General features: G+C 58.6%; 23 protein-coding genes. 11 read left to right on the top strand and 12 right to left on the bottom strand.

Translation table 11 applies throughout. The annotated features are described in order from the left end of the window. The first annotated feature begins 35 nt into the window (after positions 1 to 35). From FCS96_RS13255 to FCS96_RS13245, 3 genes are all read left to right on the top strand, one after another. Positions 36 to 1,850 (top strand): sensor histidine kinase, encoded by a 1,815-nt coding sequence (locus FCS96_RS13255; protein ID WP_138440852.1) that lies wholly within the window; start codon positions 36 to 38, stop codon positions 1,848 to 1,850. Beyond that, a complete protein-coding gene (locus FCS96_RS13250; protein WP_138440851.1) occupies positions 1,847 to 3,199 on the top strand; it encodes a sigma-54-dependent transcriptional regulator in 1,353 nt (450 codons plus the stop codon). Before FCS96_RS13255 ends, FCS96_RS13250 begins: the two co-directional genes overlap by 4 nt. A gap of 154 nt (positions 3,200 to 3,353) precedes the next feature. Continuing rightward, positions 3,354 to 5,048 carry a methyl-accepting chemotaxis protein gene (locus tag FCS96_RS13245; RefSeq protein WP_138440850.1) on the top strand — a complete coding sequence of 565 codons (1,695 nt, stop codon included), beginning with the start codon at positions 3,354 to 3,356 and terminating at the stop codon, positions 5,046 to 5,048. Positions 5,049 to 5,123: 75 nt separating this feature from the next. Here FCS96_RS13245 and FCS96_RS13240 read toward each other — a convergent pair whose 3' ends face one another. The 3 genes from FCS96_RS13240 to FCS96_RS13230 form a co-directional block, all read right to left on the bottom strand. Next, positions 5,124 to 6,479, bottom strand: a complete 1,356-nt coding sequence (locus FCS96_RS13240; RefSeq protein ID WP_138440980.1) for a PhoH family protein — start codon at positions 6,477 to 6,479, stop codon at positions 5,124 to 5,126. A 54-nt stretch (positions 6,480 to 6,533) separates the two neighbouring features. Further along, positions 6,534 to 7,025 (bottom strand): CBS domain-containing protein, encoded by a 492-nt coding sequence (locus FCS96_RS13235; RefSeq protein ID WP_138440849.1) that lies wholly within the window; start codon positions 7,023 to 7,025, stop codon positions 6,534 to 6,536. Between the two features lie 72 nt (positions 7,026 to 7,097). Next, positions 7,098 to 7,835, bottom strand: coding sequence for an START domain-containing protein (locus FCS96_RS13230; protein ID WP_138440848.1), 738 nt, complete (start codon positions 7,833 to 7,835; stop codon positions 7,098 to 7,100). Between the two features lie 136 nt (positions 7,836 to 7,971). On the opposite strand from FCS96_RS13230, the gene FCS96_RS13225 reads away from it, so the two are divergent. Next, entirely contained in the window at positions 7,972 to 8,979 is a 1,008-nt protein-coding gene (locus FCS96_RS13225) for a DUF2804 domain-containing protein (protein WP_138440847.1), read from the top strand. Between the two features lie 21 nt (positions 8,980 to 9,000). Here the strand turns inward: FCS96_RS13225 and minE are convergent, their stop codons facing one another. The 5 genes from minE to FCS96_RS13200 form a co-directional block, all read right to left on the bottom strand. Next, a complete protein-coding gene (gene minE / locus FCS96_RS13220) occupies positions 9,001 to 9,252 on the bottom strand; it encodes a cell division topological specificity factor MinE (RefSeq protein ID WP_138440846.1) in 252 nt (83 codons plus the stop codon). Between the two features lie 3 nt (positions 9,253 to 9,255). Continuing rightward, positions 9,256 to 10,068, bottom strand: coding sequence for a septum site-determining protein MinD (minD, locus tag FCS96_RS13215; RefSeq protein WP_138440845.1), 813 nt, complete (start codon positions 10,066 to 10,068; stop codon positions 9,256 to 9,258). Between the two features lie 77 nt (positions 10,069 to 10,145). Next, complete coding sequence (gene minC, locus FCS96_RS13210; RefSeq protein WP_138440844.1) at positions 10,146 to 10,913, bottom strand: septum site-determining protein MinC; 768 nt, start codon at positions 10,911 to 10,913, stop codon at positions 10,146 to 10,148. Next, positions 10,910 to 11,290 (bottom strand): HopJ type III effector protein, encoded by a 381-nt coding sequence (locus tag FCS96_RS13205; RefSeq protein WP_138440843.1) that lies wholly within the window; start codon positions 11,288 to 11,290, stop codon positions 10,910 to 10,912. Before FCS96_RS13205 ends, minC begins: the two co-directional genes overlap by 4 nt. After that, positions 11,287 to 11,568 carry a DUF1244 domain-containing protein gene (locus FCS96_RS13200; protein ID WP_138440842.1) on the bottom strand — a complete coding sequence of 94 codons (282 nt, stop codon included), beginning with the start codon at positions 11,566 to 11,568 and terminating at the stop codon, positions 11,287 to 11,289. The genes FCS96_RS13205 and FCS96_RS13200 overlap by 4 nt, the downstream gene beginning before the upstream one ends. A 116-nt stretch (positions 11,569 to 11,684) precedes the next feature. On the opposite strand from FCS96_RS13200, the gene dinB reads away from it, so the two are divergent. Next, positions 11,685 to 12,749, top strand: a complete 1,065-nt coding sequence (gene dinB, locus FCS96_RS13195; RefSeq protein WP_138440979.1) for a DNA polymerase IV — start codon at positions 11,685 to 11,687, stop codon at positions 12,747 to 12,749. A 2-nt stretch (positions 12,750 to 12,751) separates the two neighbouring features. Here the strand turns inward: dinB and FCS96_RS13190 are convergent, their stop codons facing one another. After that, positions 12,752 to 13,324: a phosphatase PAP2 family protein gene (locus tag FCS96_RS13190; protein WP_138440841.1), complete on the bottom strand. Its 573-nt coding sequence runs from the start codon at positions 13,322 to 13,324 to the stop codon at positions 12,752 to 12,754. Then, complete coding sequence (locus FCS96_RS13185) at positions 13,290 to 14,510, bottom strand: glycosyltransferase family 4 protein (protein WP_138440840.1); 1,221 nt, start codon at positions 14,508 to 14,510, stop codon at positions 13,290 to 13,292. The genes FCS96_RS13190 and FCS96_RS13185 overlap by 35 nt, the downstream gene beginning before the upstream one ends. 114 nt (positions 14,511 to 14,624) lie before the next feature. Between FCS96_RS13185 and FCS96_RS13180 the strand changes: the two genes are divergently transcribed. The 4 genes from FCS96_RS13180 (at position 14,625) to FCS96_RS13165 (ending at position 19,016) form a co-directional block, all read left to right on the top strand. Beyond that, positions 14,625 to 15,662, top strand: coding sequence for an NADP(H)-dependent aldo-keto reductase (locus FCS96_RS13180; protein ID WP_138440839.1), 1,038 nt, complete (start codon positions 14,625 to 14,627; stop codon positions 15,660 to 15,662). A gap of 210 nt (positions 15,663 to 15,872) precedes the next feature. Continuing rightward, entirely contained in the window at positions 15,873 to 16,196 is a 324-nt protein-coding gene (locus FCS96_RS13175) for a hypothetical protein (protein WP_138440838.1), read from the top strand. 139 nt (positions 16,197 to 16,335) lie between these two features. Continuing rightward, the gene (locus FCS96_RS13170) at positions 16,336 to 18,540 is read left to right on the top strand and encodes an acetyl-CoA hydrolase/transferase C-terminal domain-containing protein (protein ID WP_138440837.1); all 2,205 of its coding nucleotides are present in this window, start codon (positions 16,336 to 16,338) and stop codon (positions 18,538 to 18,540) included. 5 nt (positions 18,541 to 18,545) lie between these two features. Next, positions 18,546 to 19,016 (top strand): FKBP-type peptidyl-prolyl cis-trans isomerase, encoded by a 471-nt coding sequence (locus FCS96_RS13165; protein ID WP_138440836.1) that lies wholly within the window; start codon positions 18,546 to 18,548, stop codon positions 19,014 to 19,016. Here FCS96_RS13165 and FCS96_RS13160 read toward each other — a convergent pair. Both FCS96_RS13160 and FCS96_RS13155 read right to left on the bottom strand, forming a co-directional pair. Then, positions 18,976 to 19,794, bottom strand: a complete 819-nt coding sequence (locus tag FCS96_RS13160; protein ID WP_138440835.1) for a lysophospholipid acyltransferase family protein — start codon at positions 19,792 to 19,794, stop codon at positions 18,976 to 18,978. The two genes, FCS96_RS13165 and FCS96_RS13160, sit on opposite strands and share 41 nt — an antisense overlap. A 46-nt stretch (positions 19,795 to 19,840) precedes the next feature. Next, positions 19,841 to 20,602, bottom strand: coding sequence for a GNAT family N-acetyltransferase (locus tag FCS96_RS13155; RefSeq protein WP_138440834.1), 762 nt, complete (start codon positions 20,600 to 20,602; stop codon positions 19,841 to 19,843). Positions 20,603 to 20,850: 248 nt separating this feature from the next. On the opposite strand from FCS96_RS13155, the gene FCS96_RS13150 reads away from it, so the two are divergent. Further along, positions 20,851 to 21,588, top strand: a complete 738-nt coding sequence (locus FCS96_RS13150) for a response regulator (protein ID WP_138440833.1) — start codon at positions 20,851 to 20,853, stop codon at positions 21,586 to 21,588. Between the two features lie 68 nt (positions 21,589 to 21,656). After that, complete coding sequence (locus tag FCS96_RS13145) at positions 21,657 to 23,231, top strand: ATP-binding protein (RefSeq protein ID WP_138440832.1); 1,575 nt, start codon at positions 21,657 to 21,659, stop codon at positions 23,229 to 23,231. The last annotated feature ends 251 nt before the right edge of the window (positions 23,232 to 23,482 follow it).

Genomic DNA, 23,482 nt, shown 5'->3' with positions numbered 1-23,482 from the left:
GGCGCTACTCTAGCTGTTTTTTAGGAACCGGCCCTATGCCCTACCGGATTGGTGCGATCGCACTGCTTGTTCTGACCCTGGTACTGGCCTGGACCCTTGGCGGCTGGGTGGGTTATCGACAGGTCGAACAGGAAAGTCTCGAAGAATCTTTTCGTTACCGCCAACTGGTCGCCAATGAGCTGAACCGCTACCTGCCGATCCCCGAGCTGATGGCCGAACACCCACTGCTGGAAGACGCGCTGCGCTACCCCGACAACCCGGAACTGATCCTGCTGGCCAATGAGGAAATGCAGCGAATGGCCACCATCGTCGGCAGCTCCGATGTCTACCTGATGGACACCTCCGGCCTGACCATCGCCGCCAACAACTACCAGCAGAACGACAGTTTTGTCGGTCGCAATTTCTCTTTTCGTCCGTACTTTTCCGAGGCTATAGCGACCGGTGATTCCGCGGTCTATTTTGCCCTGGGACTGATGTCCGGCGTGCGAGGCCTGTATTTTTCCCATCCGATCTGGAGCCCGGAAGGAGAAATTCTGGGTGTAATTGCGGTGAAAGTCCTGGTGCACGAGCTGGAATCCCAGTGGCACCGGCCGTCGTCCCTGACCGAGGCCGAGATGGTGGTGCTGGATCCGTCGGGGATCAGCTTTCTGGCCAGCAAATCACGCTGGCTTTACCGGGATTTCCAGCCTGATGCAGGTGCCGAGGTGGGGGAAGTCGCTCGCCAACGCTATCCCAATCGGGAACTGGCGCCGATCCAGTTTCAACCGCTGGGGCGGCCTTGGGGCCTGTCCGAACAATCCCGCAAAATCAGGATACTGGAAGATGGACAGGGGGGCGATTACCTCAGTGTTCGTACGGCTCTGCCTCGACTGGACTGGACCCTGCAAGTGATGGTCAGTACTCAGTCGGTGGTCTGGATGCGGCTGGCCTTCGTGGGCGTCGGTCTGGCAGTTTTCTTCGGGGGGCTGCTGGCTTGGCTGTATCTGCGCGAGCGGTACCGGCGGGAGGCGGAACTGGCGCTGCGGGGCGAGCAGCTGGAGCGCAGTGTCGCCGAGCGTACGGTGGACCTGGAACGCTCCAATGAAAAACTCCTGGAAGAGATTCAGGAGCGGGAGCGCACCCAGACCGAGCTGCGGGAGACCCAGCAAGAACTGATTCAGGCGGCCAAGCTGGCGGTGCTGGGGCAGATGTCGGCGGGCTTGAACCATGAAATGAACCAGCCGTTGACGGCGATTCAGACGTACGCCCGCAACAGCCGCAAGTTTCTGGACAAGGGCGCCACCGAGATGGTGGATGCTAACCTGCAGGAGATTGTCAGCCTGTGTGACAAGATGTCCGAGCTGACCCGGCAGTTTAAGGTGTTCGCCCGCAAGTCCGAGGGCCCACCGTCGGTGGTGGATCTGTGCCAGCCCATCGATGCCGCGCTCAAGATCATCAAGGCCCAGACCAGCAGTGGCGGTGTCGAAATCCACTGGCATCGGCCCGAGCAGCCGGTCCTGTGTCACGGTGACCTGATCCGCATCGAGCAGGTGATGGTTAATCTTCTGGCCAACGCGGTGCAGGCGGTCGAAGACCGGGACCAGCCCCGGATCAGCATCGACATCGAGGACCAGGGCGAGCATTGGCAGTGTGTGGTGCGGGATAACGGTTCGGGTCTGCCCGGCAACAGCGAGCAGATATTTGAGCCTTTCTTCACGACCAAGTCCGTCAAGCAGGGGCTTGGGCTCGGTTTGTCCATCTCCCGCCAGATTGTTGATGCCCTGGGCGGCCGGTTGACCGGGCACAACCGGTCCGACGGCCCCGGCGCGGAGTTTGTGTTGACCCTGAAAAAACGGGAGACCATGGAATGACAGAACCTTCGGTAATCTTTGTGGATGATGATCCACACATCCGGAAGGCCATCAGCCAGACCTTTGCGTTGGAGGAGCTGGCGGTCGCCTGTTTTGAGGACGCAGCCTCGGCCCTTGAGACCATCACTGCCGACTACGAGGGCGTGGTGCTGTGCGATTACAACATGCCGGGCATGGATGGCCTGGCCATGCTGGATCGGGTGCGCGAGCTGGACGACGCCATTCCGGTAATTATCCTGACCGGCCAGGGCGACATCAGTACCGCGGTATCCGCGATGCAGCAGGGGGCTTACGATTTCATCGAAAAGCCGTTCGACCATGAGGAATTAATCGAACTCTTGCGACACGCGCTGGAGAAGCGGCATTTGGCACTCGAGAATCGGCGCCTGAAGGCCCAGTTAAAGCATCTGGCGCGCCCTGGGCCTAGGCTGCTGGGCGAATCCGCGACCATGCAGCGGGTGATGTCCACCATCGACCCGGTACTGGACATCTCCGCCAGTGTCTTGCTGCACGGTGAAACCGGTTCCGGTAAGGACGCGTTGGCCCGTTATATTCATGAAAACAGTCAGCGCAGCGCCCACAACTTTGTCGCCATCAATTGCGGCGCAGTGCCGGAAAACCTGATTGAGAGCGAGCTCTTTGGCCACGAAGCCGGCGCGTTCACCGGGGCCGACAAGCGTCGTATCGGGAAAATCGAACACGCGCACCGGGGCACACTGTTCCTGGACGAACTGGAAAGCATGCCCATGCCCCTGCAGGTCAAGTTATTGAGGGTGCTGGAGGAGCAGAAAGTCGAGCGCCTGGGCAGCAATCAGGTTATTGATGTGGATGTGCGCATCGTTGCCGCAACCAAGGCCGACCTCAAAGCTCTGAGCGATGCTGGCGAATTCCGCTCGGACCTGTATTACCGGCTGAACGTGGTGAAGGTGAATATTCCGCCTTTGCGGGAGCGCAAAGAAGATATTCCCATGCTGTTCCATCACTTCGTGCTGATTGCTGCAGCTCGTTACGATCGCGAGAGTATCCCCTTGAACGCCAGTCAGGCAGCTCGTCTGATGCAGCACTCCTGGCCCGGAAACGTGCGAGAACTGAGGAATCTGGCCGAACGTTATGTGCTGCTTGGTCCAGCGGCACTTGATGGAAATGCAGCCGCGGGTTCCGATGACGTTGCCGGTCGGCAGACCCTTACGGAAATGATGGATGGTTTCGAGCGTTCCGCTATTGTCAGTGCCCTGAACGTTTGTCATGGCAGCATCAAGGACACGATGGTGCAGCTTGGGATTGCCCGAAAGACACTTTACGACAAGATGAAAAAGCACGGTCTTGATAAGGCTGAGTTCAAAGACTGACCCTGATTTAGCGCGCTAACCCTTCGGTTACGGTTTGTTTCCAAATAATGCATTACCTTGAATGATTTTGATGCCCGACACCGGGTATGCTGGCGCGAAATTTTGGCCTGATATTTCCGGCCATTCCTTGCACCGATTAAAAGAAGTCTTTCCCATGAAAAATCTGACCATCCAGACACGGGTGCTGTTGTTGGCACTGGTGCCTGTCATTGTGCTGACGGCCTTTCTCACCACGTACAACCTGAATCAGGCCCGAGAAATCGGTAATGAAGCTGTTGCCGGCTTCTCCACAGACATGGAAAGCAGTAAACGGGAAGAGCTGAAGAACTATCTGGAACTAGCCCAGACGTCGATTGCTCATCTTTACAATCAGCCGGGCTCCGCCGACGATCCCAGAATCCGCGAGCAGGCATACGAAATCCTGCGCCAGTTGCGTTTCAATGATTCCGGGAGTCCAGGCTACATTTTTGCCTACGACACCAGTGGTGTGAACGTCATGCACGGAGTTAAACCCGCGTTGGAAGGCAAAAACCTGTGGGCTTTCCAGGATCCCAATGGCACCTACCTGATCCGGGAACTGGTCAAGGCCGCGCGCAGTGGCGGTGGCTTCGTATCCTACGGTTGGAAGAACAGTGATACCGGCCAGATTGCACCAAAACTCGGTTACGCTGAAATGCTTCCGAAGTGGGGCATCATGATCGGCACCGGGTTCTGGGTGGACGGTCTGGAAGGCCAGATTTCGGCCATGGATGCGAAGGTTGGTGAGTCGCTTAATGACGCGGTTTTCGGCTCCATTACTACTTCACTGGTGGCGCTGGCGCTGATCGTGCTGCTGGCCCTGATCGTGGTGCGCAGCATCATCCGGCCACTGAAATCGGCGGTATCGGCCATGAATGACATCGCCAGCGGCGACGGCGACCTGACCCGGCGCCTTGAGATTGACGGCAAGGACGAGCTGAGCCAGCTGGCAACCGCCTTCAACAGTTTCGCCGACCAGGTGCACGGTCTGGTGGAACAGGTGCTGTCGTCGACGCGCACCCTGAATGAGGCGTCCGAAGAACTGAACCAGGTCATGGCGGAAGCCGAGGGCGGTGTTGAGCGCCAGAAATCCGAAAGTGACCAGGTCGCGACGGCGATGAACGAGATGACTGCGGCCGCCCAAGAAGTGGCCAATAACGCCAGCGAGGCCTCCGAGGCGGCCGACCAAGCCAACGCCCAGGTCTGTGATGCCCAGGGCCTGGTGCACCAGACAATTGGTGTCATTGGTGGCTTGTCCGAGCAAGTCGAGGAAGGCGTCAAGGTTATCGAAAAACTGGGGGCGGACTCCCGCAAGATTGATAACGTGCTGGAGGTGATCCGTGAGATTGCCGATCAGACCAACCTGCTGGCCCTGAACGCCGCCATTGAGGCCGCGCGTGCCGGTGAAGCCGGCCGTGGTTTCGCGGTGGTGGCCGATGAAGTACGGACCCTTGCCAGCCGGACCCAGCAGAGCACCCAGGAAATTCAGGAAACCATTGAGCGCCTGCAGACCGGCGCCGGCAACGCCGTCACCTTGATCGGTTCGATCAGTGAACGCAGTGAGGCGACCGTGGTAGAGACCCGTGAGGTCGATGCTGCCCTGCAGCGGATCAATCAGGCGGTTAGCACTATCAATGACATGAACAGCCAGATTGCGAGTGCGGCTGAAGAGCAGACCAGCGTTTCCGAGACCATCAACCAGAATGTTCACGAGATCGTGGCGATCACCGAACAGACCGCCGATGGCACTCGTCGGGCCGGGGCCGCAACCCAGCGACTCAAGGCCCTGGCTTCGGATATGTCCGATCAAGTCAGCCGCTACCGGGTGTAATCGGCAGGGGAATAAAAAGCCGGGGCTGAGGCCCCGGCTTTTTTATGTCGTGTTGGTTTGTCTATATTTGCCTGATCAGAGATTGGCCTCGGCGAACTCCGCCAGAACGGAGCGCGGCACACCCTGAAGGTGGATGTGGGCACCGTGACGGAAGCTCTTGAAGCGTTCGGTCATGTAGGTCAGTCCCGAGCTCAGGGCACTCAGGTACGGAGTGTCGATCTGTGCCAGGTTACCCAGGCAGATCACCTTGGAGCCGTTACCGGCACGGGTGATGATGGTCTTGATCTGGTGCGGTGTCAGGTTCTGGGATTCATCGATGATGATCAGGCTGTGCTGGAAGCTGCGACCGCGAATGTAGTTCATCGACTTGAAGTGCAGAGGCACCTTGCTGAGGATGTAATCCACGCTGGCGGTCATGTTTTCGTCGTCTTCGTGCAGGGCCTCGAGGTTGTCCACGATGGCTCCCAGCCAGGGCTCCATCTTTTCGGCTTCCGTGCCGGGCAGGAAGCCGATGTCCTCGTCCAGCCCCTGGGTTGAGCGGGTGGCGATGATGCGTTTGTACAGCTTGCTGGCAACCGTCATTTCGATGCACGCGGCCAGGGCCAGGATGGTTTTGCCCGAACCGGCGGAACCAGTCAGGTTGACCAGGTGCACGTCCGGATCCAGAAGCAGGTTGAGCGCCAGGGCCTGATAGACATCCCGGGGTACCAGGCCCCAGACTTCCTCGTTCATCAGGTCGTGCTGATGCAGGTCCCGGATCACTATCTGGGTCTCGGACAGGTCGGAGACCTTGCCGACAAAGCCTTGCTGGTCAATCACAAACTCGTTGATGTTCAGCCGTGCCAGCTCACCCTCGCGCCTGAGGATGTGCTCGGTAATACCTTCGCGCTGGATGGTTTCCACCTTCTCGATGGTGTCCCAGAACGAGTTTGAAAATTCCCGGTAGCCCTTGGGCAGGAGATCGATATCGTCCAGTAGCTGGTCGTTGTGGTAATCCTGGGCTTCAACGCCAAATCCGCGCGCTTTCAGACGCATGTTGATGTCTTTGCTGACCAGGATGATGTCCCGGGCGCGGTGCTCGTTCTGCAGCGCCGCCAGGGTATTGATGATCTTGTTGTCGTTCAGGTGTTCGGGCAACGAGTGGGAATTCACATGCTGCGTGCTCATCAGAATCAGAAGCTTGCCCAGCGGCTCGGCTTTTTTGCCACGCACAATCGGGACACCTTTCTCGATCTCTTTCGGAGTTGCATCGCCCAGCAGTTTATCGATGTTTCGGATGGCCTGACGGCAGTCTGCAGCGACCGCTTGCTTGCCGGATTTCAGACTGTCGAGCTCTTCGAGGACGGTCATCGGAATGATGACATCGTGTTCTTCAAAGTTGAGGAGGGCGTTGGGATCGTGAATCAGAACGTTGGTGTCGAGGACGTACATCTTTTTGCGAGCTTCTGGTGCTCTGGGCATAGGTGGCGCTACCTCTCTGGTGGCTCAGTCGTTACCGGTACACCGTTGCGTGAGTGCGGTGTCCGAGATCAGCTTCAGCATGTCGTAAGTGGTTATGATGCCGGTAATTTTTGAATCCCTGGTGACAAAGATCCGATGCAGGTGTTCACGCATCATGATATCCGCAATGTCGCGCACGGGCGTCTGCTCGTCAACCGATAAAATACTCGGGGTCATAATATCCCGGACTTCGACCGGAACTTTGCCCATTTCCTCGAAAATCACCATTCGCAGGCGTCGGGCTTCTTCCTGCTCTTCGGACGTCAGGCTCGCGTCTGCACCAGAGCGGTGAGCGTTCCAGCGGAATTCGGTGATGTCCTTGAGGGTAACGATACCCACTATGTCGCCGTGTTCGTCAGTGACCGGGCTGCCGGTGATTTCGTTGTCGGTGAGGAACCGCGCCAGTCGGTCCATGGTCCAGGATTGGGGAACTGCCTTGATGGTCGGGGTCATGATCTCGAAAGCGAGAACGGTCATTAAACGGGGCCTGCCTTTTTCTTTGTGTTCATTTTCGTAAAGCTTAGCCTGTCAGTGGATGTGCGTCATCCCTCAATGCTCGGTTGTGCGCACATCCACCAGTTCATCCTGATCATTATAGATCAGCTCAAAATTCTGGTATCGGTCTTTGCCTGCCACCTGTTCCAGGGCCTTGAGTGAACGAACGGGAATATCCACCAGTAGAGAGTTGACCAACCAGCCGGGCAGGGCGCCGTTAGGGTCCGTGTGCTGCAGCCAGACCATCCGGGTTTTGTCACCTTCCGGTATAAAACGGTACAAAGTGTCGGAGTGGTCTACGCGAACCCGGTTGTCGATTCCAGCTCTCTGGTTAGGAGTGGCGTTCAGGTCCATGACGATCTCGCCGCTATTCCGGTTGCCTTGTGTTCGGATGTGCAGCACGTAATCCCGGTCAGTGACGGGCCAGGGCATGTCATTGACCGAATAGGCGTAGCGGTCATGGAAGGTGCCGGAGCCGAACGCATAGGACTCGATGCAGTTATAGACCCATTCGACACAGGATTGGGGGTTCATCATCACCGCCATCACGGTTTCGATGGGTGCATCCAGGGTCGCCACGGCTTTGAACGCCTTGAAGCTGGAACCGTGCTGGTCAATGGTGTACACGCGGATGTTGTCGGCTTCCTTGCGCAGACTCCAGCCATCGGCGTTCTCTGCAGGCAAATCGGCCTGGGCGCTGGCAGCAGCGAGAGTGGTTACCAGCAAGGCGACGAGCCCGCCGGAGATGGCTGAAGCGTAGCCCTTAAATCGGTGGGCTCCGGTCTTTCTCATGAGGTAAACTTCCTTGGCGACGGTGGCCGGAGTCTAGCATGTGGCGAAAACCCATAAGGCCACCAAAACAAGGGATTGTGAACCAGGTAACCCCCTGGGTAGCCGGTCCCTTCAATTGGCCCGAACTGACGCGATTATGACCTTACGCAAGCTCATTGATGACAAGGGAAGGCTCACGCCGGGGGTGATTGACCACCCGGTGGATGAGATCAATTATCTGGACTATGACCTGCGCTCGGTCATGGACCGCCCTCGCTCCCGTCTGGCCCGGCGCTGGCGGTTCAACCAGTTTCAGTTTGTCAGTGCCATGGCGCCTGGTTGGGTTTTCGGCATGGCGCTGGTGGATCTCAAGCTGGTGGCTAATGGCTTTTTCTACCTGTACGACTTTGAAACCGGCACCAAGTACGAGCAATCCTTTCTCCAGCCCTTTGCTCGTGGCACCCGGATTGAGCCCCTGCCTGAGCACGGTGTCGCCAGTTTCTCCAAGGGCGATGTATCGCTTCGGGTGAGTGCTGCTGCGGGTGGTCGCAACATCAGCGTCTCGGCGCCTGGTGGTATCCGGGTTGATCTGGAGATCAAAGACGACAATGATCCACTCCGGCTGGTGTGCCCGGCCGGTTACGATGGCTGGGTATTCACCCGTAAATCCGCGGGCTTGCCGGTGGAGGGCGAGATTCGCTGGGATCATCGGATCTGGCGGTGTGATGCCAGCACTCGGGCGACAGTCGACTGGAGCTGCGGGTTCATGCGCCGGGAAACGGCCTGGAATTGGGCCTGCATGGCGGGAACACTGGCTGATGGACGCTCGCTTGGACTTAACCTGGCCGCTGGCGTGAATGAGACCGGCATGACCGAAAATGCCATCTGGCTGGATGGGCGCTGCATCCGGGTCGGAACAGCGCGGTTTGTCTTTGATCGGTACCGGCCAGGGGCTGACTGGTATGTAAGCACTGACGACGGGCGGGTGGCGCTGCAGTTTGTTCCGTCTGGCGTGCGCCGGGAAAAGATGAACGCGCTGGTGCTGGCGTCCAACTTTCGTCAGTTCATTGGCACCTTCACGGGGTTTGTAAGGGACGATGCCGGAAACAAAATCCCCGTAGACGGACTACGGGGATTGATGGAAGACCATTATGCCCGCTGGTAATCTGCGGGCGTGGCGCACCGGTTAGCGCTCAGGCAGGGTGACGTTCAGTTCCAGCACCGAGCAGCTGTCGTTACGGTCCACTTCCACCTGAATCATGTCATCGCTAATCTGAACGTATTTGCGAATGACCTCAAGCAGCTCCTGCTGCAGCTTGGGCAGGTAGTCTGGTTGGTCCCGCTGTCCGCGTTCATGGGCGACGATGATTTGCAGTCGCTCCTTGGCGACGCTGGCGGTGTGTGTTTTCTTTCCTTTAAAGTAATCGAGGAAACTCATCCCTCAACCTCCCTTGAACATCCGTGAGAAAAACCCTTTCTTCTGGGCGGTCATGAACCGGTGTTCCCGGTCTTCGCCCAAAAGCCGCCCGACAGCATCGTCGTAGGCCTGGCCGGCATCGCTCTCGCCTTCCAGAATGACCGGAAGGCCTTGGTTGGAGGCATTCAGGACCACCTGACTTTCCGGAATAACACCCAGCAGCGGAATTGCGAGGATTTCCTCAACGTCAGCCACGGACAGCATTTCGCCTTTCTCGACACGTTGCGGGTTGTAGCGGGTGAGCAGCAAGTGCTCCTTGACCGGGTCCTGGCCCATTTCCGCGCGGCGGGATTTGCTCTGCAGAATGCCCAGGATACGGTCGGAATCGCGAACCGATGATACCTCGGGGTTGGTTACGACCACGGCTTCGTCGGCGTAATACAGCGCCATCAGGGCCCCGTGTTCAATGCCGGCTGGTGAATCGCAAACGATGTAGTCAAAGGTGTCCGACAGCTCGTTGATGACTTTTTCGACGCCATCTTTGGTCAGGGCTTCCTTTTCGCGAGTCTGGGAGGCGGGCAGGATGTATAGGGTATCCACCCGCTTGTCGCGTATAAGCGCCTGGTTCAGGGACGCTTCACCCTGGATGACGTTGACGAAGTCGTACACGACCCGTCGTTCACAGTTCATGATCAGATCCAGGTTGCGCAGGCCCACGTCGAAATCGATAACGACGGTTTTGTGGCCGCGTTTGGCAAGTCCGGTGCTGATAGAGGCGCTGGTTGTGGTTTTACCAACGCCGCCCTTTCCTGAAGTAACGACAATGATTCTAGCCAAGGTAAAATTCCTGTTTCGCGGTGGATTCGTCGTGTCTGCGGAATTATCCGGTCAGATTGTTGCAGTCCGTCTCGATATCAGGCCTTGTCCAGTGGTGTCACCACCAGCAGGTCTTCCCTGAGCTGGATCTGTACAGCCTTTTTCCAGCCGTTGTCCTGAAGATCTTCGGAGATTTTATAGTGTCCGGCGATGGACACAAGCTCCGCTTCAAGAGATTGGCAGAAAATCCGGGCCGACTCTGCCCCGTGAATGCCCGCCAGTGCCCGGCCGCGCAGCGGACCGTACACATGAATGTTGCCGGCGGCCAGTACTTCTGCGCCGGCCTGCACCGGTGCCAGGATAACCAGGTCTCCCTCGGGTGCATAAATCTGCTGACCGGAACGGACCGGCTGGTTGATCACCCGTGCCGGTGCCGGTTCGCCAGCGCTGGCAGCCTGGGTTTCTGGCGCGGCTGACCCGTTGGCTTCCGGCGTCTCGGCTGAGGTTTCCGGGGCGTGGGCGCGGTCCCGTTGGCTGTTGCCGGGCAGCAACGCCAGTGCTGCACCACGGGCCAGTCGGCGCTGGTCTTCATTGCCGCCGCGCACGCCGACCACATGGATCTGGTGGCGACGGCACGCGCCGATAATCTTGAAGAAGTCCAGCTCGCTGTCCAGGCCTTCGTATTTTTCCAGGCTGACAATAATCGGAATGTCCTTGAAGAAGCCCGGAGCCTGACTGATCTTGTCCCGAAGTGTGGCCTCGAAGTCTTCATTGTCGAAATAGTGCAGTTCCAGTGCGGTCATGGACACGCTGGCACTTTTCAACTGGAAAACCTGTTTAACGCCGGGGTTAGCGGTATCGGTCATGAAGGGGTCTCTTCCATGGTGTTGGGCGACGGGCGCGGTCGCAGTGGACTGTCCTCGAAACGGATGCCGGACCAGCCGGTGCTGATGAACTGGCGGATATTGCCATGGCTGCTGCCGGTGGGCTCATCCAGAACCTGGTGGTAGTGCTGGGCGAACAGCGTCAGCGTGTCAGCCTCGGTCAGATTGCAGTACTGGCCCAGGGCAAAGGCCCGGCACGAGCCGGCATTCTCACCGGCGGCGTTGTACAGTGGGCCGTTGTGGAAACCGGTCGGCCGGTACTCGAAATGGCGCTCAATCAGCGCCAGGGTATCGTCGAATTCCGCACGGCCGGCGGCAAGGGACGCCAGGTGAATACGCACCGCCTCATTCACGTTCATTTTTTGTGATCCTGTTTGGCGCCGGTCTGATAGCGGTCTTTCCATTCTTCATAGGGCATGCCGTAGATCTCCTCCCGAGCCTGAGGATCGGAGATCTCGAAGCCTTGCTGCTCGGCCTCGGCGCGATACCATTTCGACAGGCAGTTGCGGCAGAAGCTCGCCAGATTCATCAGATCGATATTCTGGACCTCGGTGTGTTCGCGCAGGTGCTTTACCAGGCGACGAAAGGCGGCAGCTTCAATTTCTGTGCGGTCTGACTCGGGGATAGGATTGCTCATGGGGCCTCGCGATGGGTTCGACTCGTGATCATTGGAATTTCTGACATTCTCAGCATAGTACCGTAAGATACAAGGCTGTATAAATGTACAGAATGTTGACGCGAGTTTCAGGCACCATGCACCAGCGCAAGATCATTCATGTCGATTGTGACTGCTTTTACGCCGCGGTGGAGATGCGTGACGATCCGACCCTGCGGGACGTACCGCTGGCCGTGGGTGGCGACGGTGGCCGGGGCGTGGTGACCACGTGCAACTACAAGGCTCGCGCTTTCGGCGTGCGTTCAGCCATGCCTGGCAGCGAGGCCCGGCGGCTGTGTCCGGGCCTGGTGACTGTGCCCACGGACATGGGCCGTTACCGGGCGGCTTCCCAGCAGGTCATGGCCATTCTGCGGGAAATGACCGATCTGGTGGAGCCGCTGTCCCTGGATGAGGCCTTCCTGGATGTGTCCGAGGTCACCGATCACAAAGGCAGCGCCACGCTGATGGCCCGGTACCTTCGCGAGCGCATTCGCCGCGAGGTCGGTATTACTGTGTCTGCCGGCGTCGCCCCCAACAAATTCCTCGCCAAGATTGCCAGTGACTGGGAAAAACCCGATGGTCTGTTCGTAATCCGGCCTGAGGATGTCGATGGCTTTGTCCGCACGCTGCCGGTGCAGAAGCTGTTTGGCGTAGGGCAGGTGACTGCGGCCAAGCTCAATGCCCTGGGTGTCGAGACCTGTGGCGATCTTCAGGCCATTGGCCCGGACGTGCTGATGGACCGTTTTGGCAAGCAGGGCTACCGTCTGCATGAGATGGCGCACGGGCGTGACGACCGGTCAGTGGTGGTGTCGCGGATCGCCAAGTCAATCAGTGTCGAGCGAACCTTTTCCCACGATCTACCCGATCGCGCCGCCTGCGAAACCGTCATGGCGGCGCTGGTCGCGGACCTGAATCTGCGGCTGACCCGCAAAGGCGCGCGCAAGCCGATCCACAAGCTTTTTATCAAAATCCGCTACAGCGACTTTTCCACCCATACTCTCGAACGGGTCCGCGAGCATGTGCAGGAGCCGGAAATCGAGGACTATCTGCCCCTGTTCAAGGAGCTGGCGGGCGAGAAAGATCGCCCCGTGCGTCTGCTGGGGCTGGGAGTGCGATTCCGCAACGACGATGCGCCGGTAACGCAGCTGCGGCTGTTTGACTGAACTCAGGCCGGAAATAGCCGCAGGAAGTCTGCCAGAAGGTGGTGCGTCGACAGATACCCCAGCAACCCACCAATTACGGCACCTGCGGCAACGTCCGTAGGGTAATGCAATCCCAGCACCACCCGTGAGGCGGCAACACTGAGGGTGAAGGGTAGGATGGCCAGAGCCAGTGAAGGGCTGGCCAAGAACAACATGGTCTGAAAGCAGGCCGCGTGCAGGGTGTGCCCGGATGGGAAGCTATACCTGTCCAGGGGCGGCGTTCCACAGTTGATGGAAGGGAAGGAAATGAACGGCCGCTCCCGAATCAGGCGCCGTTTTAGCAGCTTGTAGGTCAGGGTGCAGGTCAGGCCAGTCAGGGTCATGAGCAAAGCCAGCGCCGGACCTTGGGCCGGCCAAAGAAAGGGGATGGTCAGAATAAGCGCGTACCAGAACCAGCCGTCACCCAGGCGGCTGACCAGTCGGAAGTAGCCGAGTACCGAGGGCACTCCGGCTACGCGGTTGATGGCCTGGCAGAACGCATATTCCCGTTGATCTGCCTGTTCAAAGAAGCGAGATGCTTTGCTTGTTAATGGCATGGTATCCGGTCCTGGCTGTTTGGGTGAAAACCAGTTGCTCGAACTGTTCAATTTGCGAGTTCCAGTCCAGCTCGAGAGCGTCGAGTCGGGCCTGGGCCCGAATGCGATTCAATAGCGTGGGCTGGTCGGCGAGTCGCAGCGCGCCGTCAACAAAGCCCTCATCTTCGAGAAGGTCGGCTTTCATGCCGTTTTCCTCATGCCGAAGGTGTTCGCTGGCCGCACCGTCATCAAAGGCGATCACAGCGAGCCCACTGGCCATGGCTTCCAGAACGACATTGCCGAAAGTGTCGGTCTTGCTCGGAAACAGGAATAGGTCACCTGAGGCATAATGACGGGCGAGGTCTTCGCCGCGCTGGGTGCCGCAGAAGATGTAATCCGGATGCTGCTCAGCCAATTGTCGCCGCAGGGGGCCATCACCGACCAGAATGAACCGGGATTGGGGGTGCAGGCCACGAATACGTTCGAAGCAGGCCACGGCCATGCACAGGTTTTTCTCCGGAGCCAGTCGGCCCACGTAGATCACAGCACGTTCGTTTTCCTTGAGGCCCCAGCGTTTTCGCAGTGCCTGGTCCCGTTTGTGAGGGGCAAACCGGTTGCAGTCCACGCCTCTGCTCCAGAGTCCGGTGGGCCTGATGCCCATAGCTGCAGTGGTCTGCGCCATTTTCCTGGTAGGCACCAGGGTGATCGAGGTGCGGTTATGGAACCAGCGGCCATAGGCGCACAGAAGATGTTCGAGGATGCCAACACCGTAGTACCGGCTATAACTGTGAAAATTGGTGTGAAACCCTGAACTCACCGGGAGGCCAAGCTTTCGGGCGGCCGACACGGCGGCAACGCCCAGGGGGCCCTGTGTGGCCACGTAAATGGCGTCAGGTCGATCTTTCAGCCAGAGCCTGCGCAGCTCGCCACTGCGGGCCAGACCAAAACGAAGGTCGGCGTAGCCCGGCAGCGGAAGGCCGGTGACCACATGTTCGTGGCTGAACAGGCCGCGGCCCGCACTGGGTACCATGCCTTTGCTTTCATGGCGTTGGCGGGGGCGCACCACAGTGACCCGATGACCGCGCTGCATCAGACCCTGGCACAAATACCTGAGTGTGTTCGCCACCCCGTTGATTTCCGGCGGAAAGGTCTCAGATACAATGGTAATGTGTTGTTGGCGCCGTGCGGCCTGAACGGTCTTGGTCACGATGATTCCTGTGGTTCCTCTGACATGTCCTCACTATGAAAACGGGGCGTGACAGTACTGCGACAGTCCCATGACAATCCCTTTACCCGTTCCACCATCCGATACGGAGACTCTATGCAAACGCGAAAATTGGGAAATACTGACATTGATGTCAGCCTGATCTGCCTGGGCACCATGACCTGGGGGGAGCAAAACACCGAATCGGAAGCCTTTGAGCAGTTGGATTACGCCACCGAGGCTGGTGTGAACTTCATCGATGCCGCCGAGATGTACCCAGTGCCGCCCCGGGCTGAAACCCAGGGGCTGACCGAGCAGTACCTGGGGAACTGGTTGGCCCGACGCGGCCGCCGTGACGACCTGGTCATTGCCTCCAAGGTGGCAGGGCCGGGAAATGGCCTGACCTACCTCCGCAACGGCCCCCGTTTGACCCGCGCCCACATCCGGGAGGCTTGCGAGGCCAGCCTGAAGCGCTTGCAAACTGATTACATTGATCTCTATCAGGTGCATTGGCCGGATCGGAGCACCAATTTTTTTGGACAGCTGGGGTACCAGACTAATCCGGAAGAGAGTTTTACCCCCATTGAAGAAACCCTGGAAGCCCTTGATGAGTTGGTCCGCGAGGGCAAGATCCGGCAAATCGGGTTATCCAACGAAACCCCCTGGGGCACCATGGAATATCTGCGCCTGGCCCGGGAAAAGGGCTGGCCACGCGCGGTCAGTATCCAGAATCCTTACAATCTGCTGAACCGGTCGTTTGAAGTGGGGATGGCTGAAATCGCCCATCGCGAACAGGCCGGCTTGCTGGCTTACTCGCCCCTGGCGTTTGGCATGCTCTCCGGCAAGTACCTGGGCGAAAGCTGGCCGGAGAAAGCTCGGCTTACCCTGTATGAGCGGTTCAAGCGCTACAGCAACAGCCGAGGCATGGCCGCAACCCGGGCCTATGTCGAGCTGGCCCGGGAGCATGGGCTGTCACCTGTGGAACTGGCACTGGCCTTCGTCAACAGTCGCAGTTTTGTCACCAGCAACATCGTGGGTGCCACCACGATGGTGCAGCTGCAGGAAAACATCGGTTCCGCATCCATTTCCCTTGACCTGGATGCGCTCGACGCCATCGAGGCGTTGCATACGGAGTTCACCTATCCCTGCCCATAACCGGCGGCCCAGTCCCGGCAAATGCCAAGGCTGGGCGCTGTCTGTTACACGCTGAAATATCCTGGATTATTTTTTGACAAAAACGGGGGTGTTCGCTGACAAAACAGTGGCGCTTTTGTGTTCAATTTCACATCTTTCCGGCGTTTAATCATTAGACTTTAGCCTTAAGTATCATTACAATCCTTTCGGTTTCCAGGTCGTTGAAGTGTCATGATTATTCGCATCTTTGTCGCATTACTAGCCCTTAATCTCGTCGCCTTTGTTGTCCGCGCCGAAGCTGCTGAGCGCGTATTCGACGAGTTGGGCGAAACTGTCACCGTTGAGGACGTTTACGAGCTCCAGGAGCGCATGTCCGGTGATTTTGACGATGGCCCGGTCGAGGCGGTCAGTGAGATTGGCTCTCGCCTGTTGACGCTGACCCTGACCCGCTCCGACGATGGCAGCAAGCGGTATGCGTCCGAACCGGCCCAGCCTGATCACGGCATCGCACTGCTGAATGAAGGTGCCTGCCTGAATCTGAAGTGGAATTTCTAGCTCTCCCTGTCCCGTTTGTTCTTCTCCTCGCATTACTAATCTCTCTGTCGCAAACCTGATCTGGCACATTGCCAGCGTTCAGGTGTCGTGTGATCATCGCCCGTAACAACAGCCGGATTGATCCATAAGGAGCTTGGCAATGGCGACTGATACTGGTCGACGTTCAGACGATGTAGAGGCTTGTGTTGATGCAGTGATTGATCGGGTGGGGAAGACCATCACGCTTGGCCTGCCCCTGGGGCTTGGCAAACCCATCCGGTTCGTTAACGCCCTGTACCAGCGTGCCAAGGTTGATCCTGAAATCCAGCTGCACATTGTTACCGCCCTGTCGCTTTTGGCGCCCAGGGGTGGTTCGTCACTGGAAAAACGATTTCTGACCCCCTTTGCCGACCGGCTCTACGGTCGGATTCCGGAACTGGCCTACGCCAGGGACGTCTCCGCTAATCGCCTGCCGGATAACGTGCAGGTCTCCGAGTTTTTCTTTAAAGCCGGCAACTACCTCAACAATAAATCGCAACAGAGGCATTACGTCTGCAGCAATTACACCCATGCGGTTCGGGATCTGATGGCGCAGGGCGTCAATGTGGTGGCCCAGATGGTCGCCCCGGGCGAACCTGCGGGGCGCGAGGGTATGGTCAGCCTGAGCTGCAATCCGGATCTGACCCTCGACCTGATCCCGGAGCTGCGGGCGCGCGAAGATCAGGGCACGCCGGTGGCTCTGGTGGCGGAAATGAATCGGAACCTGCCCTGGATGGATCGCCATAGCGCCGTGGAAGAGTCGGCGTTTGATGTGGTGTTCGAGCAGCCCTCCACCGATTACCCGTTGTTCTCGGCGCCGGAGATGGCCATCAGCCCGGAAGATCACCTGATAGGTTTTTACGCCAGCGCCCTGTTGAAAGACGGCGGCACCCTGCAGGTGGGCATTGGTTCCCTGGGGGCGGCCCTGGTACACAGCGCCATCCTCCGCCACAAGGACAACGAACACTGGCGTGCGGTGTACGATCATCTGAGAATTGCCGAGCGTTTTCCTGTGGCCGAGACCGACGGCGGCACCGGCACGTTTGAGCGGGGGCTGTATGGCTGCAGCGAGATGATGGTGGATGGTTTTCTGTACCTGATGCAGGCGGGCATTCTAAGGCGTGAGGTCTTCGACCATGCCGGTTTGCAGATCCTGATCAATCGGGGCGAGCTGAGTGAGCAGGTGACGATGGAATCCCTGGATGTGCTTCGTCGCGAACAGCTGATCGATTCACCCATGCGGGCCCGGGATGTGGCCTGGCTGGTCCGGTTGGGCATCCTTCGGGATACCGTGGAACTCCGGGGCGGCCGTTTGCTTGTGGGCTCCGAGTCGGTGGATGGGGATCTGGATGATCCCCAGGCCCGGGAGGCCATTAAGTCGCTGGCGCTTGGGTCGCGTCTGAAGGGCGGAGTAACCATGCACGGCGGCTTCTACGTCGGGCCAGAGAGGTTTTATCAGTCGCTGCGGGACCTGAGTGACGAGCGCCGGGACCAGATCTGTATGACCAGCGTCAATTTCATCAATCACCTGTATGATCATCGCTTTGGCGACCAGCGGCTGAAAGCGGCACAGCGGCTCCACAGCCGGTTTGTCAATTCCACCATGATGTATACCCTGGGCGGTGCCGCAGTGTCGGACGGGCTGGCGGATGGTCGCGTGGTCAGCGGCGTGGGCGGCCAGTACAACTTTGTCGCCATGGCCCATGAGCTACCCGGAGCCCGGTCCATCGTCACTCTGCGGGCTACTCGCCAGTCCGGTGGAAAGGCCGTCTCCAACGTTGTCTTCAACTACGCCCACTGCACCATTCCCCGGCATCTGCGCGATATTGTCATCACCGAATACGGCATCGCCGATCTGCGGGGCCAGTCCGACGAACAGGTCTATCTCCGGCTGATCCGTATTGCCGATTCCCGTTTTCAGCCCGGATTGCTGAAGCAGGCCCAGAAGGCCGGCAAGGTGGCTGTGGATTTCCAGCTGCCGGCGGACTGGTGTGACAATACGCCGGAAGCGATTCAGGCAGCTATTACGGCCGGGGGCGATGCGGATGTGTTTCCGGCGTTCCCGTTCGGGCGGGATTTTACCGACGAGGAACTGACGTTAGGGAAAGCCCTTAAAACCCTGAAAGCCGCAACGGCAACCCGCCGTGGTAAACTGTCGACACTATTGCAGGCCGTCAGGGCCCGGGATGACGACAATCGTTTTGCGCCATTGCTTGAGCGGATGGGGCTAGCGCAGCCGTCAGGGCTGCGGGAAAAGCTGGATCAGCGCCTCGTGATTTACGGTCTGCAACTGAATGACACACCAACCGACACAGGAAACCCATAAGCCTGATGGATGTCTCACAAACCAAACCTGACGTTTTCACCGTTCACTACGTGCTGAAAAACAAGATCGGCGAACTTGTCGATACTTCCGAAGGCAGCGAGCCGCTGCACTTTATTTATGGCAGCCCGGACATCATCGAGGGTATTCAGAAAGCGGTTAAGGATCGCAACGTCGGTGATTGCCTGGAGGTCACGGTACCGCCGGCGATGGCGTACGGCGAACACAACCCCGAGCTGATCCGCAAGGTGCCCCGCTCGCTGTTTGAGGGTGTCGAGGATCTCCAGATCGGCATGAAGTTTCAGACCAATACCGGTGATGAGGCACAAATTGTTCAGGTCGTCTCCATTGATGGAAACCTGGTCAAGGTTGATGCCAATCATCCGCTGGCCGGCTTCACCCTGTACTTCGATCTGGAGATCGTAGGCCGCCGGGAAGCTACCGAGGATGAGATGGCTCAGGGCCACCCGCTGTTCTAATGATGTTGCTCCCGGCGCGATCCAGAGCTCCGGCCTGAATCTGCGACAGACCGCCCTGGACAGTGTTTCGGAGCTGGAGCGCCAATTGCGATGAGGTCAGCTCGGGCTCGACCCGAATCGCCGGGTGGAACACGACATCGACCTGGGTCGGTGGCTGTTTCAGCAGCGTGACCAGGTGGCTGTGGAACGCATCGTCGCCTACGAACGGAGCCAAATGGTCCGGGCGTCCAGCGCGGCGATAGCTGATGGTCACCGGCTGGATGGGCGACTCGCAGTCGGCGGCGGCGCCGAGCAGCAGGCCGTGAAAGGAAAGCACTGTTAAGCCGAAACCGGTGGTGCCTTCCGGAAATACCAACACCGACTCTCCCGCCTGAAGTTTTTCCGTAATCGAAGCTCGAACTCGCCTGGCCCGCCCACCCCCGCGTTTGATAAACAGGGTGCCGGCCTGCTGCGCCAGCCAGCCAATGATGGGCCAGTCGCTCACTTCCGCCTTCGACAGGAACAGGATCGGGGTCAAGCTGCCCAAAATCGGGATATCGGACCAGCTGATGTGGTTGCTCACGTACAGGACGTTGCGTTCGGGCGTGGCGCCGTGAACCCGAATCTGAAAACCGAGACACCGGCACGCTAATCGGAAGCAACGGCGTGCCCAAGGCGTTCGATCAATTTGCCGGCGGGTCAGCACATCGAACGCCAGGAGGCTGGATGCCAGCAGCACTGTCGCCGCCAGGAACAGGCAAAACGCGGTCAGCCGGGAGGTGAGTCTGAGCCATGCCATGGAAGATCTTCCGTTTTGGCGTGTCACTGGCAGGCTAAAAGGCACCTTACGAGGCCTTGCCCAGAAAATGCCGGCTGTAGCGAGTGGCCAGATTTTTTACTTCCAGTAAGACCAGCAAATCGGCGCACCGGAACTCCGGATCCCAGCAGGGCTCACCGCATACTTTGGCGCCAAGCCGCATGTAGGCCTTGATCAGCGGTGGAATGGTGACCGGCCGGGTTTCATCCACGACGTGGGTCAGGTGTGGCAGTTTTCGTCGGGGAAACACTCGATACTCGTCGTTTGCCAGATACTCGCGCTGCAGATGACGGGCGATCCGCCAGGCTTTCAGGCCGCCATCGGCCATGCTGATGCTGGCGCAACCGATCACGTAGTCAACGTTGCGGGCAATCAGATATTCAGCCACGGCAGACCACAGCAATCCAATGGTCGCGCCATTGCGGTAGTCTGGGTGCACACAGGTGCGGCCCAGTTCGGCAACGGTACCGGGCAACTGGTTCAGGGCAGACAGATCGAATTCGCCGGTGGAATAAAAGCCGCCGACCAGTTCGGTGTCGGTCTGGTGCAGAATCCGGGTGGTGGCAACCAGCTCACCGCTGTCGCTGTCGGTAACGATCAGATGGTCGCAGACGTCGTCGAAGGAATCGCGATCCAGTCCTGGCACCTCGGCACCAAGATCACTGCCGTATTCTTCCGAAAACACCTGGTAGCGCAGACGCTGCGCCGCTTCAATCAAATCGGGGCTACGGGTGATGTCGCTGGTCAGGCGACGAGCGCTTCGACGTGGTCTCGCGGTTTGTCCGGTCATGGCATGGTCTCTTTTGTGTCCATTTCCCGACAAGCCTATGAAGCCGGTGTGACACACCCATGACGAGCGGGTGACGTCTGTATGACAGGATTCGATCAGCCGAAGTTGAAGAGGCGCTTTGTCACGGGCTGTAACAGAGTCCGAGTTCCATGTATATTTCTGAATAGCATGTATAATTGCTGTTACCGCAGGTTGCCTGTATTGTCGGGCGAACGGTACGAATCACAATTGGAAAAACAAAATCAGAGATGGATGGCGTGGAACAGACAAACGAAAGTTGGCGAATTCTCATTGTTGAGGACGATGAGCGACTGGCCGAGCTGACCCGTGAGTATCTCGAGAGTAACGGTCTGCAAGTCTCGCTCGAAACCCACGGTGGTGCGGCAGTTGAGCGCATCCGTAACGAGCAGCCGGATCTGGTGGTACTGGATCTGATGTTACCGGGCGAGGATGGCTTGTCGATCTGCCGTCGGGTGCGTCCGTTCTATTCCGGCCCCATCATCATGCTGACAGCCCGCACCGATGATCTGGATCAGGTCCTTGGTCTGGAAATGGGCGCGGATGATTACATCGGAAAGCCGGCCAAGCCGCGCGTGCTGTTGGCCCGCATACGCGCCATGCTGCGCCGTGTGACAGAAGCCGGGCAGGCCGCCGGTAATGAAGCCAATGGTGAAGAGCCGGTCCGCCTGCAGTTCAATGACCTGGTGGTTGACCGGTCCATGCGCGAAGCCTGGCTGAGCGATGCCAGCATCGATCTGACCAGTGCGGAATTCGACTTGCTCTGGTTGTTGGCGAGCAACGCCGGACGGGTGCTGAGCCGCGAAGAGATCTTCACCGCCTTGCGTGGTATCGAATACGACGGTCAGGATCGCTCCATCGACGTTCGGGTCTCCCGCATTCGGCCAAAGATCGGCGACGATCCCATCCATCCCCGTCGAATCAAGACCGTCCGCAGTAAAGGCTACCTGTTCGTAAAGGAAGCCTGACAATTCAGTCTCTGGAGCCGGTGCACCCTTTCTAGCAGGCACCGGCGTTCCGTACCAGGGTTCATGACATGCCCCTGATGTTCTTTCTTAAGCTTTACGCGCGCTTTGCCGGTTTGGTGACGCTGGTCCTGGTTGTCTGTGTCGCCCTCTTCGTGGGGGTTAATTCGGTCAGGTCCCAGTTCTGGCACGAGCGCTTCCCTGAGCCGCTGATGCGTTGGCTCCAGTCCGATCCCGATGCTGCCGACCGCTACCACTGGCTCGGTGCCCTCTACGACTTCGAAGTGACTTCTCCCGATGAGCTGGACCTGTCTCCGGTAACGCTGGAACGCCTTGGCTACGATCAGATTGTCTCCCTGGCAAGCCCTGCTGGCTATCGGATTCTGGCAGCCGGTCCCGACGCCCGGGTGTTGCAGATGAAATTGGACGATCCTTACCAGGAGGTGGCTGAAGCGGTCGCCCTGATCGTGCGCTGGCATCTTCGGGCGTCGGGCCCGGAGGAGCGTGTCAGCATGTCGTCCCGGCTTGCCGAGGCGCTCAATGTTGAAGTGACGCCAGTGAACGATGCTGCCCTGTTGCCTTCCGATGAGGTGCTTGAGCAGGTAGCCAGGGATGGTCTGGTGTTTTACAAGCAGGGCCCGATCGGTATGGGGCATGTGTTGTTACAGCTCGACGATGGTGAACTGTTCCGGATTGCCATGCCGCACCCGTTTACGCCCTGGGCCTGGCCGGTGGTTTTGCTGCTGGTGGCGGTGGTCGGCGGGGTGCTCGCGGTCGCGGTTTTCCTTGGTGTGCGTGCGGTAGACAGCAACTTGAGGAAGGTTGAGTCGGTGGCCGTTCGCATTGCCCGCGGTGAAATGGGCGCTCGGGTGGAAACCGGATCCGGAACCCTGGTTGCCCGCCTCGGTGCCTCCTTTAACGGCATGGCGGAGCACATTCAGCGTCTGGTCAATGTGCAGCGTGAAATGATTCACGCGGTCTCCCATGAGCTGCGCACGCCGGTCGCCCGCATCCGGTTCGGCGTGCAGATGATCGAGGACTGCCAGGATGAAGGGCGGCTGCAGAAGCAGCTCGAAGGCATCGATGGCGATATTCAGGAACTGGATGAGCTGATTGATGAAATCCTGACCTACGCCCGGCTGGAGCAGGGTGGGCCGGTGTTCTCGTTGCAGGAGGCGTCGGTCACCGATCTGGTTCGGCAAGTGGTGTCAGAGCAGCAGCTGATTCGACCGGCACTGAAAATCGAGGCTGATATTGACCCGGCCTCCGAGCAATGGGCCCTTGCCGATGTCGAGCCGCGTTATATCCACCGGGCTGTTCAGAACCTGGTCGGTAATGCTGGTCGGTACGCGGCTGGCCGGGTGCTGGTGCGTTGCAGCATCGACGAGGACAACTGCCGGATTGACGTTGAAGATGACGGCTCCGGGGTTCCAGAGGAAGATTGGGAAAAAGTGTTTACCGCCTTTGCACGCCTTGATGACAGCCGAACCCGTACTTCTGGCGGATATGGCCTGGGCTTGTCCATTGTCAGGCGCATCCTGTATTGGCATGGCGGGCAGGCTTTTGTAGGCCGCAGTAACGAGTTGGGTGGGGCGCGTTTCAGCCTGGTGTGGCCGCGTAAGAAGCCGATCGACCCGATTGTGTGATCTACAGCCCAGGGTCTAACCAGATGTAACAAAGTCGCTACACAACCGCTACGGACGAACGTGACCGCTTGGCTAATACTAAGAGCGTAAGGGATGGCTTTTGAGGTTGTAGTTCTTACGAACTTTCCTTGTTTCATTCGTCATTTGAGGGCCGGTTTTCCGGCCCTTTTTTTATTTTCCCCTCCTTTTTTGCCCCATTCGGTCTCCTCGCTTTTCCACTGCTGCTAGAATCCGGGAAAAACAAACGGAGA

Source organism: Marinobacter alexandrii (genome assembly GCF_005871205.1).
In the GTDB taxonomy this organism is placed as follows: Bacteria; Pseudomonadota; Gammaproteobacteria; order Pseudomonadales; family Oleiphilaceae; genus Marinobacter; species Marinobacter alexandrii.
This window is presented reverse-complemented; position numbering and strand designations above follow the sequence as displayed.

Coding starts and splice junctions, on each gene's coding strand:
- FCS96_RS13255 (WP_138440852.1), top strand. CDS start 36: ATGCCCTACCGGATTGGTGCGATCGCACTGCTTGTTCTGACCCTGGTA.
- FCS96_RS13250 (WP_138440851.1), top strand. CDS start 1,847: ATGACAGAACCTTCGGTAATCTTTGTGGATGATGATCCACACATCCGG.
- FCS96_RS13245 (WP_138440850.1), top strand. CDS start 3,354: ATGAAAAATCTGACCATCCAGACACGGGTGCTGTTGTTGGCACTGGTG.
- FCS96_RS13240 (WP_138440980.1), bottom strand. CDS start 6,479: ATGTACGTCCTCGACACCAACGTTCTGATTCACGATCCCAACGCCCTC.
- FCS96_RS13235 (WP_138440849.1), bottom strand. CDS start 7,025: ATGACCGTTCTCGCTTTCGAGATCATGACCCCGACCATCAAGGCAGTT.
- FCS96_RS13230 (WP_138440848.1), bottom strand. CDS start 7,835: ATGAGAAAGACCGGAGCCCACCGATTTAAGGGCTACGCTTCAGCCATC.
- FCS96_RS13225 (WP_138440847.1), top strand. CDS start 7,972: ATGACCTTACGCAAGCTCATTGATGACAAGGGAAGGCTCACGCCGGGG.
- minE (WP_138440846.1), bottom strand. CDS start 9,252: ATGAGTTTCCTCGATTACTTTAAAGGAAAGAAAACACACACCGCCAGC.
- minC (WP_138440844.1), bottom strand. CDS start 10,913: ATGACCGATACCGCTAACCCCGGCGTTAAACAGGTTTTCCAGTTGAAA.
- FCS96_RS13205 (WP_138440843.1), bottom strand. CDS start 11,290: ATGAACGTGAATGAGGCGGTGCGTATTCACCTGGCGTCCCTTGCCGCC.
- FCS96_RS13200 (WP_138440842.1), bottom strand. CDS start 11,568: ATGAGCAATCCTATCCCCGAGTCAGACCGCACAGAAATTGAAGCTGCC.
- dinB (WP_138440979.1), top strand. CDS start 11,685: ATGCACCAGCGCAAGATCATTCATGTCGATTGTGACTGCTTTTACGCC.
- FCS96_RS13190 (WP_138440841.1), bottom strand. CDS start 13,324: ATGCCATTAACAAGCAAAGCATCTCGCTTCTTTGAACAGGCAGATCAA.
- FCS96_RS13180 (WP_138440839.1), top strand. CDS start 14,625: ATGCAAACGCGAAAATTGGGAAATACTGACATTGATGTCAGCCTGATC.
- FCS96_RS13175 (WP_138440838.1), top strand. CDS start 15,873: ATGATTATTCGCATCTTTGTCGCATTACTAGCCCTTAATCTCGTCGCC.
- FCS96_RS13170 (WP_138440837.1), top strand. CDS start 16,336: ATGGCGACTGATACTGGTCGACGTTCAGACGATGTAGAGGCTTGTGTT.
- FCS96_RS13165 (WP_138440836.1), top strand. CDS start 18,546: ATGGATGTCTCACAAACCAAACCTGACGTTTTCACCGTTCACTACGTG.
- FCS96_RS13160 (WP_138440835.1), bottom strand. CDS start 19,794: ATGGCATGGCTCAGACTCACCTCCCGGCTGACCGCGTTTTGCCTGTTC.
- FCS96_RS13155 (WP_138440834.1), bottom strand. CDS start 20,602: ATGACCGGACAAACCGCGAGACCACGTCGAAGCGCTCGTCGCCTGACC.
- FCS96_RS13150 (WP_138440833.1), top strand. CDS start 20,851: ATGGATGGCGTGGAACAGACAAACGAAAGTTGGCGAATTCTCATTGTT.
- FCS96_RS13145 (WP_138440832.1), top strand. CDS start 21,657: ATGCCCCTGATGTTCTTTCTTAAGCTTTACGCGCGCTTTGCCGGTTTG.